Source organism: Antribacter soli, from assembly GCF_021568775.1.
Lineage (GTDB): Bacteria > Actinomycetota > Actinomycetes > Actinomycetales > Cellulomonadaceae > Antribacter > Antribacter soli.
Genome location: NZ_JAKGSG010000053.1, coordinates 22,569 through 41,288, shown reverse-complemented (window position 1 = coordinate 41,288; position 18,720 = coordinate 22,569). Strand labels below are relative to the sequence as shown.

Below are 18,720 nucleotides of genomic sequence, written 5' to 3'. Positions count from 1 at the left end.
CGCCCCCGCCGGTGTTGGCAGGACGCGACCACGAGGGACATCGGCTCCCTTCGGACGAAGTTCACCCGGCAACGGGTGCGCGAAGGCGCGCTTCAGGAGCGGCACTGCGCGCTGGGTGGCCATGGTGGTGACGCACCTGCCGTGATCCGCCGCATGTGTGGGTCAGCCACGAACCGTGAACCCTCTCATCGGACGACCGCACTTGTCCCGTCCGTGCCATGCGCACGGGCGCTGAAGCCAGTACTTCGGCACGCCCTCTCCGCAGTCACTCCTGCCCGCGTGGGTAGCAGCGTCCGTGGCGGCATTGCCGCAGAATCGCTCCCCGTCAGAAGAGCGTCTCTGGCCACTCGTCGTCCGGCTCGTCCAGTATGTCGTCGTCGGGCGTCTCGGGTGCGATAGTGCGCCGGTACTGCGGGTGGTCGAGGTCCATCTGCGCAGCGGCGTGGAGCGGGACAGGGTACTTGGCGCGGTTGGTCCAGTAGAGCGTCTGGTGGCAGAGCTTCGCGATTCCCGCGACGAGGCCCTCGTCGCTGAGATCCGAGCGGTTGGCTACCGGGAAGATCTCGGTGGCGTTCATCGTGTACCAGTTCTGGCGCATCTCTGCGGTCGGGTCGTTCCTGGCGCTCCAGCGCGTGTACTTCTCGCCGACGCGCTGGCCGCCGTCGAACTGGACAGGGACACTGCACAGGTACCACGCAGGGCTACCGAAGTCCGTGGTGAGGCGGTAGAGGCTTCGCGCCGTCGCCTGCTTGCTGGAGCCGGCCGATTCGCCGTTTGCTGCGTTAGTGGCAGCCTCCTTCGACACGGCCGAGACTGCCGTCGGCTTGGGCATCTCAATGCTGGACGTGTTGAGCCGCACGATCGCGCACGGTTGCGACGCAGTGTCCAGCGACGCACCGGGCAGCCAACCTTGCGCGACGTTCGCGTCGGGCCTCTCGTCGAGGCGGCTGTTTTGGAGCCCGGGCCAGATCCGGCGGGTCTCCTCGGCGTCCACAGTCACGGTGTACGGCACGTCGTCGAGGTCGTCGGCGAGGTCCTCAAGTGCCTGGTCGACGAGGCGGCGCACCTCCGACCACTGCTCGTCGTCTCGCTGGAAGCTGGAGGCCGGCGGGAACTGCCGGGCGTGGAAGTCGGTCTGCGCACGGTGGTACGGCTGCCAAGTCGGTCCGGTCAGCGACCACCCGAGGAGCCGCCACGGCTCGTCCTCTCGGGCAGGTGGCACGAGGGCCGAGGCGGTCACTACGTACTTGGGCGAGCCCTTTTCACCAGGGCGTCGACTCTGCTTGCGCACCCGGATCCCGATGTGGGCCATCGAGGCGAATCCCGAGGCGCCCTCCTTGGTAGCGAGGGCGCCGGAGATCCGGTCATCAACGATCCCGAGCGAACGGAACAGGTCGAGGAGTGCCGCCTGCGCAGGGTGATCGTCGAACCCCAGCGCGTCGGCCTTGGGCTTGCGCTTGCCCTCACGGGTCACGAGGTACTGGTTCGGGACGCCGGCCCTGGCGAGCATGACGCTGGTGTGGGTCTTGGCGTCTTCCTCGTCGTCGGGAACCGACATCTCGGTCTCGCACCAGGCGGCGAGCAGTTCGCCCCCCGCGGCCTCTGGCAGGACCTTCGTGGCCGAGGGACGTACAGCGGCGGGACCGTGCCGGAGGAAGTCGGGGGCTTCGATGAAGGTCGCGGAGATCTTGTCTCCGGCGAGGGGGATCTCGGCGCCTGGCTCGGTGTCCTTCAGGTCGAGGTTGAACGCTCGGTTGAAGATCTTGAGCATCCGCTGTCGGACGTCGTCGGAGTACCAGAGGCACACGAACCGGAGGCGGTCGTGACCGAGAGCGCGCACCGAGGCGTGGATCGCCTCGGCCGTCGGGAAGATCCGCGCCTTGATCCTGGCAAGTTCAATGGCCCGCTCGGGTGTCTTCGGCTCTGACTCCAGCTTGGTCGATGCGGGGTCGTTCGGCCGCGCGCCGAACCGCACAGCCGTCTCTCGCATGAGGAGCCGCTCGACGTCGTCGCCGAACGTCTGCGAGGCGTGCTCCTGCAGCCGACGCAAGTGCTCCATGCCGGCGCCGACACCGAAGTTCGCTGAGAGGTACCGCGAGTTCTTCGCAGCGACCGGCCAGATCGTGACCGGGCGCTCCGTGAAGAAGGCGAGCGGCTCGCCCTTCTTCCGCTCGGCGAGGACCTTCTTCTCGACGGTGAGCCGGTCAGACATGGCGTGGAGCACCGTGTCGTTCATCGACAGTCGGCTCAGTGTCTGGAGGGCGAACATGCTGACGCTCCGTGCGCCGCCTCGTCCGTCGAGGGAGACGTTCAGCAGCGGCTTGCCCGTACCCTGGTCGCCGATTGCTGTCTTGCTGAACACGAGCGAGTTCGAGATGCGGGTGACGCTCGAACCGAGCAGCACGACGGGGGTAGAGACATTTGGCAGCGTCTTGAGGCTGACGGTGGTGCGAGACAGCGCGTAGCTCATGCCGTCCGCGCTCACCCAGGGGTCGTCGAGCGCGACGAGGCGTCCGGTGACGTCCGGGCGCAGGGGGACGGCGTGCCCGTCGCCGTGCTGGAACGGCTTGCGGGCGAGCCTGCTGGACAGGTCCCAGCCCACGGTGTCGTAGACCCAGCCCGGAACCCGCGGTTGCTCAGCCTCGCTGACAGCGAGCTGCTCGGCCAGGGACTTGGGCTGCTCGGCGGTCGCGGCGACACGCGCCGCCAGCCGCGTCGGCTCGTTCAGGTCGACCTCCTCCACGGGGATGCCGTGCACGATCCCCTCGAGGACGGTAAACACCCGCTCGAGAAGTGTGGAGCGGATCGGCTGCAGCGATGCGAGAAACCGTCCTTGCGGGGAGAAGTGAACGAAGCCGCCAGTTATGACGCGCAGCACCGTTGTCGCGACGGAGTGGGGAGGCTGAACCTCGCGACCGGTGCGCTGCTTGGCGGCCCTTTCGAGCTGCCACCACAGCCCCATCGTCTCCTGGTCGAGCTCACGCAGGTAGATGACGGTGTCGCCGATCAGCGCGGGAGTGCAGCGTAGCGCGAGCGTGTCGAGGTACTTCCCGGCCTCAAGGGCTCCGTCGGGCACGTGACTCTCCTTCCGTCAGCGGGCAGGGGATAGTTCGGGCGAGATGCCAGCGTATGAGAGGAATGCGTTGAGCGCTTCTCCATACATCCGGTTCATCTGCTGGCGTTCGTCCGGCGACCACTTGGAGTGGATGCGTCGGATGATCGTGTTGAGGTCGGCGCTCCAGGCGTCCTCCTGGAACGCGTAGTCGACCATGTGGAGCACGGCGTCCGTGCCGCCGCGGCGGGCGCGGCCTGCCAGCTGGATGAGGTCGACGAGGACGCCCGCGATGACCTCCTCCTGGAGGACGTGCGGCATCGACGCGAACTGGGGCGCGGCACGCAGCAAGAGCGAGAGACGGTCTCCTGCGGCCTCGCGCGCCTCGGCCAACGCGCGGGCGGGATCTGGCTCTTGTGAGGCGAGCAGCGCATTGAGTCCGGCGGCGTTGATGCTGCCATACATCTCTGCCGGCTCGGTCAGGAGCGCGAGCGGGCGAACGCACAGGTAGATGGCACGCACCGCCGACCGGGTACCGATGACGATGTTCAGGCCGCGGGCGATGAGCTGCAGAGGCACCACGAGGATGCGTCCGTGCTTGGGGAACTCCTCGAACTGCTCCCGCGTGAGCCGGGTCGCGACGCGCGGCTCAGGGAGGTCCGTGCTGGTCGACGTGAGGTCTTCATCCCGGACGGCGACGCACAGCCCACCCTGGAAGTCGGCGGCGCGTGAGATTCCCGTCGCCAGGTGGGCGCACTGGTCGTAGGAGTTGGCGACGACGAGGACGTGCGCCCGGGTGGGGTCCTTCCGGAGCTGCTTCTGCAGCTCCTGGTGGATGTGCGTGTCGTACAGGCGGCTGCCCAGCTCGATGAGGGCAGGCCGCTTGTGGTTCGCGGGCAGGCCCGAGATCCGGATCGGATCCCCGAACAGGTCGTGCTCCGCGCCGTAGTCGACCCTTCGCTGGCGGGCCACGATCGACCGGGCTCTGGCATCGGTCATCCACCAACAGACGTCGGCGTGCACGTGCTCTCGGACGGCCTGGGGGAAGTACGCCGTTGCTGAGAAGCCCATGACCGGGCGTTCGACGTCGGCGAGGACAAGCGAGACGAGACCTCCGAGCTCGGCGGTGAATGCGTGCGGGTCGCCGCCGATGTTCTGCGCGGAGAGCGTCGCGTTCTTCTCGACGTCGTCGAGCCCACCGACCCGATAGCCGGTGATCGATCGTCCGATGGTCCCGTAGGGGAAGATCTCGGTGACCGTGGAGGGCTGGAGGTTCGCGGCGATGCGCTGCGCGGACCGCAACCCGAGGGACCTGTACCCGTGGGCGCGTCCGCGTAGTCCTGACAGCGCATGGTCGAGCTCCAGCATCATTGCCCGCAGGACGAGATCGTTGATCACCTCGGTACGTGACGTGACGTCGGGGACGACGTCCGACAGGACGTCGTGCAGCTCGAGCTTGATCTCGCTGACGTGGTCCTCGCCTCGGGGCGCGACGATGTGACCGAGCAGCGAGGGGATGTCGACGAGCCGTGGGTCGTCGACCGGTACACGTGCCACTCCGCGAGGCGCTGGCATGAGCGCGGCGAGGCGGGTGTAGACCTCTTCGGGGAGCTGCTCACCGTCGACGACCGTCTCGTCCGGCCAGAGTGCTCGCACGATCGCCTTGTCGCGTCCCCGAGAGCGGTGCCACCGGGTGCTGGTACGTGCACCGAGGTGGCGCAGGTCTGTGGCTTCGACGTCTTCGAGGCTGAGACGGCCGCTGGAGATGTTCAGCAGCAGGCTCTCAGCCATCAGACGGACGTGGTTGATTCCGTAGAGCAGGTTCCGCTCGTCGCTGACGGGCAGGCGCTTGGAGTCGGCGTCGATCTCCTGCGGCGCGGCGGTCCAGGGCCGGCGCGAGTGGAGGGTCAGCTCAGAGGTGCACTTCTCCACCGCGCGGCTCTGGAACTGGTCCACCTCATCAACGAGCACCGCGTGGCTGGTCTTGAGGACGAGCTCGGCAGCGCTCGGGCCGTTGATCGCATGCCCGTCGAGGTTCACGCCGATCTTGACCTTGCCCTGCATGAACATGAAGTGGTTGAGCACGACGACGTCAGCGGTGGCCGATTCGTAGGCCGGCTTGAACTTGCCGCACACCCGGACCCACGGGCACATGTGTGACTTGCCTTCACCGCGGACCAGCCTCGTGCACGGCTCCTGCCCGTGCGGGTAGGTGCCGTGCTCGGTCTGCATCAGCGGTCGCAGCGCACAGCCGTAGGCGAGGTCGTCAAGGCTGCGCTGCTCTGCACGGTCCCAAATTCCGGGCTCGGCCGGGTCCTCTTTGACCAGACGCGCGTTCTTGACCACGCGGTCGTGTATCCCCGAGTCCGACATGAGGTGAGCACAGGTGGCGTCCCGCTCGAGGACGCCGGTCTCCCGGAGGTGCTTGAAGTCATCGCGGATCTCCCAGGTCAGCTTGATGCATGCCGGGATGTCTGGCAGGACGATCGCGACGCGCAGGTTGTTCAGCGCGAACCAGCTGGCCATGACCCGGACCAGGACGCTCTTGCCCGTGCCCGTAGGGGCATTGAAGATCTGCAGTCCTCCGGAGCCGAGCCGCAGCGCCTCGGACGGGCTGATCTCGTCGCTGGTTTCCGTCTCTGCGAGAAGGTCGGTGAGGATGCGGTGCAGGTACGGCTCGGTCAGTCGCTGGTCGATCTGGCGAGCGAGCGTGAGCAGGGCGTCGGACGGGATCGTCAGATCGGCCAGCGGCGGGACCGTCGTGAAGCTCGGGAGCTGATCATGGCCTGGCATATCTGAGTTTCCGGGGTACGACGGGATGCTCACGATCCCGGACACCTTGCCCTGGTCCTCGAAGTACTGTTCGGGGACCGTCCAGGAACCGGGGCCGGCGAAAGGCAGCGGCTTACGGACGACGGGCTTCTTCAGCTGACGGTCGACGAACGACAGCAGGTCGCCACCTACCCGTGGGATGACGATCTGCCGGCCCCCGTCGCGGACGACGTCGAACAGCGTGGGGGCGTTGTTGGCGCTCTCGGCGAGGAATGAACGCGCAGCCCGCGAGAAAGCCAGCGGTGAAGCCAGGTCCGCGGGGGCCATGCGGAAGACCGATGCGACCCGTGCGCGCTCCTGCGGGCTCATGTCCGGCCACCGTGACCAGGACCGGTACTGACCGGTCAGGAAGAATGCTGCCGACTCGAAGGTCGCACCGGACTCGACGCCGACCGTCGTCGGGAAGTAGTGGGCGGCCAGGGCCATGGCCGCGCAGAGCGATCGCGTCTCCACATCTGGAGTTCGGTCGACGTTCACAGCCATGAGATCCCTGCCTTCTGACAGATCGATTCAGCGAAGTCAGTGGCCGCCTCGGCCCTCATGCCGTACTTGGCGCAGACGTTCTGCAGCAGCGGCACCTGGTCGGCGCGGTGGTCCGGGACGACAAGCACCTCTGCGCCGCCCTTGTCGCCTTCCTGGCTGTGGACCAGCTGGCCGAGCGTCATCCCGGAGGTGTAGTCCTTGACATCGACCTTGACGCCGTCGTCGGGCCCCGGTCCCCCGCCCAGCACGGTGATGCGGAGGTCGAATAGGTCGAGCCCGGGCCACAGGTCCACACCCAGTCCCCGTTCCTTGAGGCGGTCGTGGAGGGCGAGTTCGATCAGGCCAGGAACCGTCGTGTACCGCCAGACTCCCCGCGCGAGGGCGCGGTGGTCGTCCACAGGTAGGGCCCTCGGCGGGTCGCCGAGAGTGGGCACGAGGACCAGCTCGCGGGGTGGCCTTCGGCGGGCTGGCCTCTGCGGGACGAGCACGGGTGCGCTCCCGTCGTCGGGCAGCCGGAAGCCGTACGACGCCCCGAGGTCGGCATGTGGCGCGTACCAGCAACGAACGACGCCGTGGCCACCATCCTTACGGCCGTTTGCTGCGGCCGTGACCCGCATCGGCCACCGGCACGCCGGGCACGGGTACCACCAGTCGTGGAAGCGTGAGTCGAGCGAGATCTCCCGGTACGCGCCGCGGGCGGCCTCCGGCAGCGCGAGCGCCGCGATGTCGTCGACGCTTCCCGACGGGTACCGGATCAGGTTCGACCGGTACAGCTCGTAACGGTCCTGCTTGCCGCCCTTCTTCATGGCCTCGTAGACGAGCTCCTGGTCGATCTCGTCCACGAGTTGCTGGTCGGTCATGATCCCGGGAAGGCCGTCGGTATGGCGAACAGCACGGAGTACGAGGCGCTGCTCGAAGTCGAGATCGAACAGGCCGGCGGACTCAAGCCCGTCATCCAGGAGGCTGACGTGCTCCAGCCCGTCCGGGGCGATCCCATCTGGCAGGAGACCTGCTACGGTCCCAATCAGCAGACCTCGGAAGTCCGAGAACGGCATCGAGGCCGACGGGCCATGGGCGGCCAGCACGATGCCGTGGCACTCCATGAGCGTCGTCATGCGGTCCTCGGGCGCCAGCCCTGGAGCAGTAGCGGCGCGCGCGGCGCGCAGCGCAGCCCGCGTGACCAGGGCGCGAATCCGCTGGTCGCTGAGCGATTCCTCGGGGATGGTCGTCACGCCGCAGACCCTACGACGGACCACTGACACTCGACCGGAGGGTCGCTGCTAACCCCGGGTATCAGCGATCTCTTCCAGCCCCGCCGTCTCCTCCCCGGGGTACAGCTCCTGATACGTAGCCAGGTACTCCGCTACATGGCGACGTCCGAGTCTCGTCAGCCGCCAGCGATACTCCAGCACGTGGGTGTCGCCCGGGGCGTGCACCGGCACCGCGTCGATGAACCCGCGGCTGGGTCGTCCCCCCGCCCGGTGCTTGTAGCCCACTCCGATGAAGAAGAGTGAACGACCCGCCAGGTCGTTCTCCGGAAGGCCCACTGGTTCAGAGCGTGCGACACGAGCCACAACGCCCCAGAGCCACTCCGACAATAGGTGTCCAGGAGGTGCAGCATCGGGCGCGCCCGTACCGGCGCGGACCGCTGCACGCCCACGTCGGGTCAGCTCGACCGCAATTCTTATCAAGGTCCCGCCGAGGGGATGCTGCATCTCCTCCTCGGTGACGGTTACCAGATCACGCTTGGCCAAGGCGTGGATCGTCGAGCCGGTCCCAGGATCATGGACGCCGCGTTCGATCAGACGCTGCTGCAGACGGGTGTGGCTGAGACCCTCTGCTTCACCGCGATACGCCAAGGTGAGGCGTCGCCACCCGCGCGACGGCTCACGTGAGCCGTTCGCCCGTGCCTGTCGACGCTCGTGCTCCACCGCCTGCTCTTCGGCGTAGATCTCAGCGAGGTAGTCCTGCTGGCGCTTGTTCAGGTGCTGCCACGCCACCATGGCCGCCTTCGACAGGTGGGGTGCTCCAGTCCCAGGGATATGGGGTGTGACGTCTCCGGGACGCGACCGCATCCACGCGTCGAGAACCATCCGTGTCGGTGTTCCGTAGAGGCCACCCAACGCGACTACCAGCCGGCCCAGGGCCGCACCGTCGTCCCAGCCTTGCGCAGGGACCAGGATGCCCGATTCGGCCGCGGACAAGGTCCGCGGGGTGAGATGCAAGCCAATGTCTGCGAAGTCAGAGCGGAGAGCCTCCGCGACCTCGGCGAGGCTCAGACCGGCTGCATAACGAAGGTCCCGCAGGGACTCCTCCCCGCGAACCACCCCCGTGAGTTCACCCGGTTCGCATTCCAGCGCGTCAGCGAGCTGGCGCAGCCTTCGCGGTGTCGGCCCATGCTCGCCCGCCTCGTACAGGTAGACCATCCGCTCCGAGATCCCCGCGTCGGCGGCCAATTCACAGCGAGACAAGCGCGCTGCCGCTCGCGTCCGGGCCAAGGCCTTAGCGAAGTGGGCCCGCGTATCCGTCATGGCTTGCACGATACTGAAGACTTCAGTCCTGCTTGCGTTGCACGCGGCACCAGCAGCGGATGAATCGGCGCCGGCCCGAAGTCGCTCTGCTTCAGAGCGCCGCAGGCCGCCAGCATGGAGAATGCGGTGATGGACGATGAGCACTCCTACGACGTCGAAGATGCCGCGCTTGCGGCATCTCGCCCTGCTCCCGACATGGCGATCGCGCACGAAGTCGCCGAGGTCGTTGCCCACATGCTCGGTGATGGCCGTTCGGTCATCGACCCGGCCACGACGATCTGGACGGCCGAGGCGGCCGAGGACCTTCGGCGCAGGATCGGGGACAATCCCATCCTCGGCAAGGGCACGGGACAGTGGGAGAAGCTCGACCAGCAACTTGAGGGTGCCTCGCGTGCTGTCGTGCTCCTCGCGGCCGAGCTCGTGTTCTTGCGCGAGCATCCGTTGCGCTCCGCCCTGCCCGAGACGCGCAGGGCGCACGTCGCACGGGTGCTCGCGCATTGCGACTCGCCCGTAACGATTCCCGCCTCGATGGAGCAGTGGCTCTCCACGCCCGCCGGGAGCGCGGGGTTCGAGCCAGGATCATGGTTCAACGGCGCCCTGTGGCGGCACATCATCTGGGCGGCGACTTTCGTGCGCGCGTGGAACGGGTTGTCCGACGAGGCTCGGGATGCCGCACGGAGTGACCCGTGGGAGCTTCAGCGAGCCATGCTCGCCGCTGGCGACGACCGCTCGGACATCCGCAACGCGTTGCAGTTCCTCGCCCGCCCCGACACGTTCGAGCCCATCTCGTCGGCAGGCATGAAGTCACGGATCCGGGCCGGGCTCGCGGGCCGGATCGGCGGGGAGACCGGCAGCGACCCCGAGTCGATCGACCGGGACCTGCTGGCGATCCGCGCCGCCTTGGCCAAGGAGATCGAGGGGCCGTTCCATTTCTGGTCCCCTGGCGTCCGCGAGTTGTGGGACCACTCCTCAGCCGAGACGGACGAGCCCCCAGCCGGTGAGACCGGTTCGGACGAGCCGCGGCCCCGCCACTATTGGCTCTACTCGCCTGGGGCACAGGCGTCGGAGTGGGGCGAGTTCTCGACCGACGAGATCATGGCCATCGGGTGGGACGAGCTCGGCGACCTCGCTGACTACACGAGCCGAGAGGCGATCCGCAAGGCCCTCGACACTGAAGGGTCTGGCTCGTCGATGCGAAATGGCGTGCTGGCCCTGTGGCAGTTCCAGAACGAGATCGCCATAGGCGACGTCGTCTACGCCAAGCGTGGAAGGCGGGAAATCGTGGGTCGCGGTGAGGTCGTCTCCGATGCACGGTTCGAGCCCGACCGCAGCGAGTTCCGGCACGTCCGCTCAGTGAAGTGGACTCATTCCGGCGTGTGGAAGCATCCGGGCGACGCGGTGACGAAGACGCTCACCGACATCACCTCGTACCGCGACTACATCGAAAAGCTCGAGGCTCTCTTCGCCGACGACGACGTCCCTGACGTCACCGACGAGCTCGTCACGCCGCCCCCGGTCTACGACCAGAACGCTTTCCTCGAAGAGGTCTACCTCTCCGAGGTCAGCTACGACAGGCTCAGAGCCCTCCTGCTGCGCAAGAAGAACGTCATCCTCGCGGGCCCTCCCGGCGTCGGGAAGACCTTTGCAGCCAAACGCCTCGCCTACTCGATCATGGGTGCGAAGGACCCGAGCCGAGTACAGATGGTGCAGTTCCATCAGAGCTACTCGTACGAGGACTTCATGATGGGCTACCGGCCCACCGAGTCCGGCGGGTTCACACTCGCCGAAGGCCCGTTCTACCGGTTCTGCGAAAAGGCACGGAAGGACGACACCGACCGGCCGTACTTCTTCATCGTCGACGAGATCAACCGCGGCAACATCTCGAAGACCTTCGGCGAGCTGCTCATGCTCATCGAGGCCGACAAGCGCGGCCAAGACCTGAGGCTCCTTTACAAGAACGAGACGTTCTCCGTCCCGGCCAACCTCCACATCATCGGCATGATGAACACCGCCGACCGCAGCCTCGCCGTCCTCGACTATGCACTGCGCCGCCGCTTCGGGTTCTTCGAGATGACTCCAGGCTTCGACTCGCCCGGCTTCACCCTCTGGCGGCAGTCCGCCGACAGCCCCACTCTCGACCACCTCGTCTCCGTCGTCATCGACCTCAACAAGGCCATCGCAGCCGACCCGGCGCTCGGCCGAGGATTCGCCATCGGTCACAGCTTCCTTTCTCGTCCCCTGGACGACGACGCCGATGACGCCTGGTTGTACTCCGTCGTCGAAGACGAGCTCGTCCCGCTGCTCGATGAGTACTGGTTCGACGAACCGCAGACTGCCTCGGACTGGGCCGCCAAGCTGCGGCAAGCCGTCGCATGATTGACCGCACGATCACCATCCGCAACGTATACGTGATGCTGGCCTATGCGTTCCGGGCGATGCGGAGCCCGGGCACCGACCGCATCGCCGCCGAGCGGTTCGACCACCTCCACGACCTGCTGGCAGAGATCCTCGTGCGCGGCCTCGGGGCACAGGTCAAGCGCGGACTTCACCACGACTTCCTCCACCGGAGCGACGAGCTCGCTACCGTTCGCGGACGCGTCGACGTCGCCCGCACCGCCGCCGCCCGCTCGATGACCCGTGGTCGCCTAGTGTGCGACTTCGACGACTTCGACCCGGATACGCCCCACAACCAGGCCCTGAAGTCCGTGATCGTGCTCCTGCTCCGGCACAGCGACGTCACCTTGCAGCGGAGGAACGCGCTACGCCGGCTCCTGCCCTACCTCGACGCCGTCACACTCGTGGACCCGACGTCGATCCGTTGGAACACGCTCACCTACCACCGCGCCAACTCCTCCTACCGACTCCTGCTCGGCGTCTGCGAGCTCATCGTCCGCGGGCTCCTACCCACCGAGACGGCTGGAACCACCGAGCTCACGTCGTGGGTCTCGGACGACGCCATGAGCAGCCTCTACGAACGGTTCCTGCGGGAGTACTACGCCGTCCACCACCCCGAGCTCTCCCCCGCGGCGCCCACCGTTGCTTGGGATCTCGACCAGCCGAGCGCCTTCAGCGGCCAGCTGCCCGTAATGCGTACCGACGTGACGCTCCGACGAGGGCAGCGCACCCTGATCATCGACGCGAAGTACTACGGGCACTCCATGCAAGCCGGCCCGTGGGGCAAGGCGACCGTCCACTCCACGAACCTGTACCAAATCCTGACGTACGTGAAGAACGAGGACGTCCACCGCGACGGCTCCGTCAGCGGCTTGCTCCTGTACGCCCGTACCGACGCGGCAGAACAGCCCGACCTCGATGTCGTGGTCCAGGGCAACCGGATTGGCGCGCGGACCCTCGATCTCAACCGGCCCTGGGAAGAGCTCGCCATGCGGCTCGACGAGGTGTGTCGTTGGCTCGAGTCCTGACGGCCGCCCTCGTCGCCGCCCGACGTCAGGGTGGTTCGAGGCAGGCGATTCGCGTCGAACGAGCGCATCGGTCGGGTTCGTAGATGTAAAGTTTCTGATACATCACCCTGCGATCTCGATCAGCGAAGAGGCTCCATGACCACCGCCACACCGGCGCAGGCCCAGCGCGCGGCTACGACGGCGAACGTCGTCTGGGACACCGCGGACAAGTTCCTGCGCAACGTCGTCGAGGAGACCGAGTACGGCGACTACATCCTGCCGTTTACGGTGCTGCGCCGCATCGAGTGCCTACTCGCCGACACAAAGGACGAGCTCATCGAGGTCGTTGAGGCGCTCGTCGAGAACGACACGCCGACGCGGTTCATCGACGCGGAGGTCAAGCGCCGGTTCGGGCTGAGCTTCTACAACACATCACCGCTGAGCCTGGCTGCGATCGCGTCGACGGATGACAACGTCGCGGAGTCGGTACTCGACTACGTCGGGAAGTTCTCGCACAACATCGCCGACATCTGGACGTCGTTCGAGTTCCCCCGCCTGGTGAAGAAGCTCGCCGAGGCGAACCGTCTCCATGCCGTCATCCGGCACTTCTCGAAGCTAGACCTGTCGGCGCAGTCGATGCCGAACACCGCGATGGGTGACCTCTTCGAGGACGTCATGTACCGCGCCTTCGACAAGAAGGGGAAGGCCGCTGGTGGCTTCTATACCCCTCGCGATGCGATCCACCTCATGGTCGACCTGCTCTTCGCCTCGGACGAGGACTCGCTGGCCGGGCGGAGCACGACTCGCTCGATCTACGACCCGACAGCGGGCTCGGGCGGCATGCTGCTCGTGGCGAAGGAGCACCTCGCGACTCTTAACCCCGACATCGAGGTCAACCTCTTCGGCCAGGAGATGATGGACAACGCCTACGCCCTGGGCAAGGCGGACCTTCTCATCCAGGGCGGTCTGCCTGATGCGATCCGCAAGGGCGATACGCTCATCAAGGACGAGTACGAGGACCGGAAGTTCGACTACGTGCTCTCCAACCCGCCATTCGGCACCGACTGGGAGGTGCAGCAGGGGTTCGTCGTCGAGCAGGCGAAGGTCGCGGGCTCCCGCTTCTCGCACGGTCTGCCTAGCAAGACCGACGGGCAGATGCTGTTCCTTGCGCACTGCGCCTCGAAGCTCGCGCCCGCCGGCAAGGCCGGTCACGGTGGCAGGGCTGCCGTGGTCTCGAACGCCTCTCCGCTGTTCAACAGTGACAAGGGGCCGAACTCGATTCGCCAGTGGCTGTTCGATGAGGACCTCATCGACGCGATCATCCAGCTCCCGAACGACATGTTCTACGGCACGGGCATCGCGACGTACGTGTGGCTGCTCGATACGAACAAGGAGCCCGAGCGGCAGGGAAAGATGCAGCTCATCGACGCCTCGGCGCAATGGGACTCGATGCGCAAGCCGATGGGCTTCAAGCGCCGCGAGATGACCGAGAAGAAGCGCCAGGCCGTGCACGAGGCGTACAAAGCCTTCGAGGATGCGGACCCGGCGATCTCTCGCGTGATGGTCAAGGAAGACTTCATGTTCCGCGACGTGCCCGTCTACAAGCAGGTCCGGCTTGCCACGCGGTTCTCCGAGGAAGCGCTCGAGCAGGTCGCCGAGCACATGGACTTCGTCGAGGGGCACGCCGAGATCATGGAGAAGCTCAACGGCGCTCCGTGGAACAACCTGCCCGAGGCGTTCAAGGACATGTGCAAGGCCCAGGGCCTCAGGGCACCTCTCGGGCTGGTTGACGCGGTGAGCGCAGCGATGGGCGTGCATGACGATGCCGCACCGCCCGCGGTGGACCGCAAGGGCAAGCCCGTGCTGCTGGACGGGTGGAAGATCATCGAGCGCGTGCCGATGAGCGACGACCTCGACGAGCATATGCAGCGCGAGGTGCTGCCGTTCGCTGAGGGTGCGACCTGGGACGAGGCGAAGGCCAAGGAGGGTAACGAGATCCCGTTCACGCGGATCTTCTACGTCTCCGAGGAGCCGCGTGCGCTCGAGGAGATCGACGCCGACGTCGCGCGTCTCATGCGCGAGCTCGGTGTGATGTTCCAGGCGGTGCACAAGGATGCATGAGGCGCGACTCACCCCGATCAAGTTCATCGGAAAGATCGTCAGTGGAGGTACTCCGACGGCCGATGCCGCGAACTGGGGTGGCGAGGTCCCGTTCATCACGCCGCCTGATCTCAACGGCGTCGACGGTGGTGTTGTGCCACATTGGGATCGTTCACTCACGGAGCGCGGGACCGCGGGTTCCGCGGTAGTGGAGAACGCGGCGCTTCTCTCGTGTCGCGCTCCGATCGGACACGTTGGAATCGTCAGGGGGGCGGCTGCATTCAACCAGGGCTGCAAGGCGATTCTCCCTGAACACCCCGAGGACCTGAGGTATCTCGGTCACGTCTTGGTTGCACAACGGGGAGCGCTGCAAGCTGCCGGTCGAGGTACGACGTTCCTCGAGCTTTCGACGACGGAACTTGCTTCGTTCGGGGTCCCATGGCCTGAGCCGGCCGCGCGTGCGCACATCGCCGACTACCTCGACCGTGAGACCAGCGAGATCGACGCGATGATCGGGAAGCTCGACGAGCTGGCGGCACGCATCCGTGAGCGGCGAGGTTCGGTGTGGTCGTCGACCTACGCACGAGGCTTCGAGCAGAAGCGGCTGCAGTGGTTCGTCGATGAGATCGACGAACGAGCCGGTGGAGTCCTGGCAGACCTCCCCATGCTCTCGGTGTCCATCCATCACGGCATCCAACGGAGGGAGGACTCGTCCAGCAAGCAGCGCGCCGGTGAGGACCTGACGAAGTACAAGGTCGCTCGAGCGGGTGACATCGTGATCAACAGGATGCGTGCGTTCCAGGGCGGGCTCGGTCGGACGAGCGTTGACGGCTTGGTGAGCCCGGACTATGCAGTGCTGCGACCGACCAACGGCTTCAACGCGCAGTGGGGTGAGTACGTCATGCGCTCGCCGCGGTTCGTCAGCGAGATGTCGCAGCGGCTGCGCGGGATCGGCGGCGCCGATCAGAGCAGCGTTCGGACACCGCGGATCAACGTCCGCGATCTGCTGCTGATCATGATTCCGGTTGCTGATCCGGATGCGCTCAGGGTTGCAACGGACCACCTCGACGAAGTAACCGGGCGCATCGACCAGATGCTGGCCAAGGTCGCCGATCTCAAGAAGCTCCTCCTCGAGCGTCGTGCGGCGCTGATTACCGACGTCGTCACCGGACGGAAGGACATCGCATGAGCGGTGACCAGCAACTGATGGAGCTTGAGTTCGAGCAGAACCTCTGCGAGGCGCTCGGTGGGCGCGGCTGGATCTATGAGGACTCCGGCAACCCGAACGCCGTGGGCTGGGACGTCGCGCGTGCGATGGTGCCGGGCGACGTGCTCGACTGGCTCGCAACGCAGTACCCGGACGAGTACGAGAAGGCCGTGCCGTCGGACCTCGTGAACGGCGCGCTCGAGCTGGCGCAGGCGAAGCTCCTCGATCACGTCATCAAGGAGCTCGGCAAGGTCACGAAGATGGACCCGATCACGGGGCACCCGATGGGCGGGCTGCTGGGCGTGCTGCGCAAGGGTTTCAGCTTCGCACAGGTCGGACGGCCGACGGCGAAGTTTGGGCCGCTCATGGCCTTCCCGCCCGCGAACCCGCAGCTTACGAGCGTGGTCGAGCAGGCGGCGGCGGTCAGGCTGAGGGTTCTGCGGCAGGTGCGGTTCGATACGAAGACGACCGAGACGATCGACGTGGTGCTCACCGCCAACGGTCTGCCGGTCGTGACTCTTGAGCTCAAGACCGACAACACGCAGACGGTGAACGACGCTGTCAAGCAGTACAAGGTCGATCGGGTGCCGGGGTCGTCGCGCGCGCTGTTGGCCCCCGGGCGCGCGCTCGTGCACTTTGCGGTGTCGAACGACCGCGTCTTCATGACGACGAAGCTCGCTGGCGCCGAGACGGTGTTCCTGCCGTTCAACCAGGGCGACGACGGCCACGAGGGCAACCCGCCCTCGGACACGGGCTCGGCGACGGACTACCTGTGGCGCGAGATCCTCGCGCGGCCGATGTTCATGCGCATCGTCAAGGACTTCGCGCTCTTCGAGCCGGGACGGTCGAAGAAGAAGGACGGGCGGCTCGTCTTCCCGCGGTTCCATCAACTGCGTGCCGTCGAGCGCATCGTCGCCGATATCGAGCAGCAAGGTCCTGGTGGCCGGTACCTCGTGTGGCACTCGGCGGGGTCAGGCAAGACGAAGACGATCGCCTGGCTCTCGCACAGGCTGATCCGGCACATGGGCGCTGACGCGAGCTCGACGTTCGACTCGGTCATCGTCGTCACCGACCGGACCGTTCTCGACGAGAACGTGCGCGACGACATAAACCTCGTGCAGTCGAGCACGGGCCTCGTCGTCAACATCGGCTCGGCTTCGGGCGCGAAGTCCGCGCAGGTTAAGACGGCGCTCCTCGACGGCGGGCACATCATCACGTGCACTCTCCAGACGTTCCCGCACGTCATGAAGCTCATCGAGGACACCGAGGAACTGCGGGGCCGGCGCTGGGCAATCGTCGCCGACGAGGCGCACTCCTCGCAGACGGGCAGCGCTGCGCGCGCGCTCAAGAGCCTCCTCGTCGACGTCGAGCTCGATGACGACGAGGAGATTAGCGCGGACGACCTGCTGGCTGCGACGGACTCGGCGATCGCGAAGAGCGCGAACATCACCTTCGTCGCGCTCACGGCCACGCCGAAGGCGAAGACCCTGCGGCTGTTCGGGACGCAGGTCGACGGCGAGGATCGCTGGGAGGCGTTCGATAACTACACGATGGCTCAGGCGATCGAGGAGGGCTTCATCCTCGACGTGCTCACGAACTACTCGACCTACGACATGTTCCTGCGGGTGAAGAACGCGCTTGAGGACGAGGAGGTCGAGACCGAGGTCGAGACCGAGGTCGAGACCGGGCGCGCGGTCAAGGACATCGTCCGGTTCGCACAGCTGCACCCGACGGCGATCGCGCAGAAGGTCCAGGTCGTCGTCGAGCACTTCCGGCGCAACGTGATGGGGCTCCTCGGCGGGCAGGCCCGGGCGATGGTCGTGACCTCGGGACGCAAGGACGCCGTCCTGTGGTCGGAGAAGATGAACGCCTACATCGCCGACCGCGGGTACGACCGGCAGTTCCAGACCCTCGTCGCCTTCTCGGGCTCGGCGGAGAACGGCGCCGGCGAGAACGTCACAGAAGTCGCCATGAACGGCGTGAGCGACGTCGCCACGGCCTTCCGCGACGATGACGACTACAAGGTCCTCATCGTCGCGAACAAGTTCCAGACGGGCTTCGACGAGCCGCGCCTCATGGCGATGTATGTCGACAAGGTTCTCACCGACATCGCGACCGTGCAGACGCTCTCGCGCCTGAACCGGATCTACCCGGGCAAGTCGGCACCGATGGTCGTCGACTTCGTCAACAGCCCGGAGAGTATCCAGAAGGATTTCGAGCGGTACTACACCGACGCGCACGTCGAGGGCGAGGTGGACCCGAACGCGCTCATCGAACTCGCTGAGCGGCTCGACGCGTCGGGGCTCTACAGCGAGGCACAGCTGCACGCCGTGGCCGAGGCGTACATCGAGAAGAAGGGTGGTGAGGCGATTCAGCGGGCGCTCGGGCCGATCAAGCACGCGTGGGTCACCGAGTTGCAGCAAGCGAAGGTGCGCCGCGACAAGGAGCGGTACGAGGAGCTCAAGCAGTTCCGGGCTGACGCGATCAGCTACCGCAACGCCTGGCAATTCCTGTCGCAGATCGTCGACTACCAGGATGAGGACCTGCGGCTGCGCGCGGTGCTCATGACGCTGCTCGCCCGCAACCTCCACCTCACGCCCGAGACGTACGACGACAGCTACATGGACGACGTCCAGCTCGGCGGGGTGAAGCTCGTACCGGGCAAGGTCAGCGAAAACTACGCGCTGTCCGCGGGTGGTGAGAGCCAGAGGCTCGACCTGCCGACCTTCGGCACGCAGGCACACAGCGACGCCGCAAAGCCGAAGGGTCCGCTCGAGGAAGCGATCCAGAAGGTCAACGACCTCTTCAGCGCGAAGGGCATCGACGCGAACCCGACGAGCGTGTCCGGCTTCATCACCGCGTACTGGGGCTACCTCGATGCCGACGAGGAAGCCGTGGCGATGGCCAAGAGCAACACCGTCGAGCAGCTCGACAGCTCAACAAAGTTCTCGGACGCTGCTGAGTACGCGGCCTTCCAGGCGTTCCAAGACGCCGGAGAGATCAAGAAGGCGCTCGCCGACGCGGAAGTGATGGACAAGCTCATCTCGATCAGCGCCGAGATGATGCACGCCGAGCACCACGGCGGGACCGACGACGATGAACAGGCATGATGAG

9 protein-coding genes are annotated in these 18,720 nt (G+C 66.4%); 5 read left to right on the top strand and 4 right to left on the bottom strand.

Going from position 1 to position 18,720, the window contains the following annotated elements; all coding sequences use genetic code 11:
• Positions 1-325: 325 nt before the first annotated feature.
• From L1785_RS18800 to L1785_RS18785, 4 genes are read right to left on the bottom strand one after another with little or no spacing between them, the layout of a single operon-like run.
• Positions 326-3,076, bottom strand: a complete 2,751-nt coding sequence (locus tag L1785_RS18800) for an RNaseH domain-containing protein (RefSeq protein ID WP_236090834.1) — start codon at positions 3,074-3,076, stop codon at positions 326-328.
• A 15-nt stretch (positions 3,077-3,091) separates the two neighbouring features.
• Positions 3,092-6,367 carry a hypothetical protein gene (locus tag L1785_RS18795; protein WP_236090833.1) on the bottom strand — a complete coding sequence of 1,092 codons (3,276 nt, stop codon included), beginning with the start codon at positions 6,365-6,367 and terminating at the stop codon, positions 3,092-3,094.
• Positions 6,358-7,599, bottom strand: a complete 1,242-nt coding sequence (locus tag L1785_RS23290) for a restriction endonuclease-related protein (RefSeq protein ID WP_236090832.1) — start codon at positions 7,597-7,599, stop codon at positions 6,358-6,360. Before L1785_RS23290 ends, L1785_RS18795 begins: the two co-directional genes overlap by 10 nt.
• Before the next feature lie 48 nt (positions 7,600-7,647).
• Positions 7,648-8,898 carry a helix-turn-helix domain-containing protein gene (locus L1785_RS18785; protein ID WP_236090831.1) on the bottom strand — a complete coding sequence of 417 codons (1,251 nt, stop codon included), beginning with the start codon at positions 8,896-8,898 and terminating at the stop codon, positions 7,648-7,650.
• Positions 8,899-9,027: 129 nt separating this feature from the next.
• On the opposite strand from L1785_RS18785, the gene L1785_RS18780 reads away from it, so the two are divergent.
• From L1785_RS18780 to L1785_RS18760, 5 genes are all read left to right on the top strand, one after another.
• Positions 9,028-11,274, top strand: a complete 2,247-nt coding sequence (locus L1785_RS18780; protein WP_236090830.1) for an AAA family ATPase — start codon at positions 9,028-9,030, stop codon at positions 11,272-11,274.
• The gene (mcrC, locus tag L1785_RS18775; protein WP_236090829.1) at positions 11,271-12,320 is read left to right on the top strand and encodes a 5-methylcytosine-specific restriction endonuclease system specificity protein McrC; all 1,050 of its coding nucleotides are present in this window, start codon (positions 11,271-11,273) and stop codon (positions 12,318-12,320) included. The genes L1785_RS18780 and mcrC overlap by 4 nt, the downstream gene beginning before the upstream one ends.
• A gap of 135 nt (positions 12,321-12,455) precedes the next feature.
• Positions 12,456-14,420: a type I restriction-modification system subunit M gene (locus tag L1785_RS18770; RefSeq protein WP_236090828.1), complete on the top strand. Its 1,965-nt coding sequence runs from the start codon at positions 12,456-12,458 to the stop codon at positions 14,418-14,420.
• On the top strand, positions 14,413-15,588 hold the full coding sequence (locus tag L1785_RS18765) for a restriction endonuclease subunit S (protein WP_236090827.1): 1,176 nt from the start codon (positions 14,413-14,415) through the stop codon (positions 15,586-15,588). The genes L1785_RS18770 and L1785_RS18765 overlap by 8 nt, the downstream gene beginning before the upstream one ends.
• A complete protein-coding gene (locus L1785_RS18760; RefSeq protein WP_236090826.1) occupies positions 15,585-18,716 on the top strand; it encodes a type I restriction endonuclease subunit R in 3,132 nt (1,043 codons plus the stop codon). Before L1785_RS18765 ends, L1785_RS18760 begins: the two co-directional genes overlap by 4 nt.
• The last annotated feature ends 4 nt before the right edge of the window (positions 18,717-18,720 follow it).

Bases quoted from the DNA above. Each gene is read 5' to 3' on its own strand.
- L1785_RS18795 (WP_236090833.1), bottom strand. From the start codon at position 6,367: ATGGCTGTGAACGTCGACCGAACTCCAGATGTGGAGACGCGATCGCTC.
- L1785_RS18785 (WP_236090831.1), bottom strand. From the start codon at position 8,898: ATGACGGATACGCGGGCCCACTTCGCTAAGGCCTTGGCCCGGACGCGA.
- L1785_RS18780 (WP_236090830.1), top strand. From the start codon at position 9,028: ATGGACGATGAGCACTCCTACGACGTCGAAGATGCCGCGCTTGCGGCA.
- mcrC (WP_236090829.1), top strand. From the start codon at position 11,271: ATGATTGACCGCACGATCACCATCCGCAACGTATACGTGATGCTGGCC.
- L1785_RS18770 (WP_236090828.1), top strand. From the start codon at position 12,456: ATGACCACCGCCACACCGGCGCAGGCCCAGCGCGCGGCTACGACGGCG.
- L1785_RS18765 (WP_236090827.1), top strand. From the start codon at position 14,413: ATGCATGAGGCGCGACTCACCCCGATCAAGTTCATCGGAAAGATCGTC.
- L1785_RS18760 (WP_236090826.1), top strand. From the start codon at position 15,585: ATGAGCGGTGACCAGCAACTGATGGAGCTTGAGTTCGAGCAGAACCTC.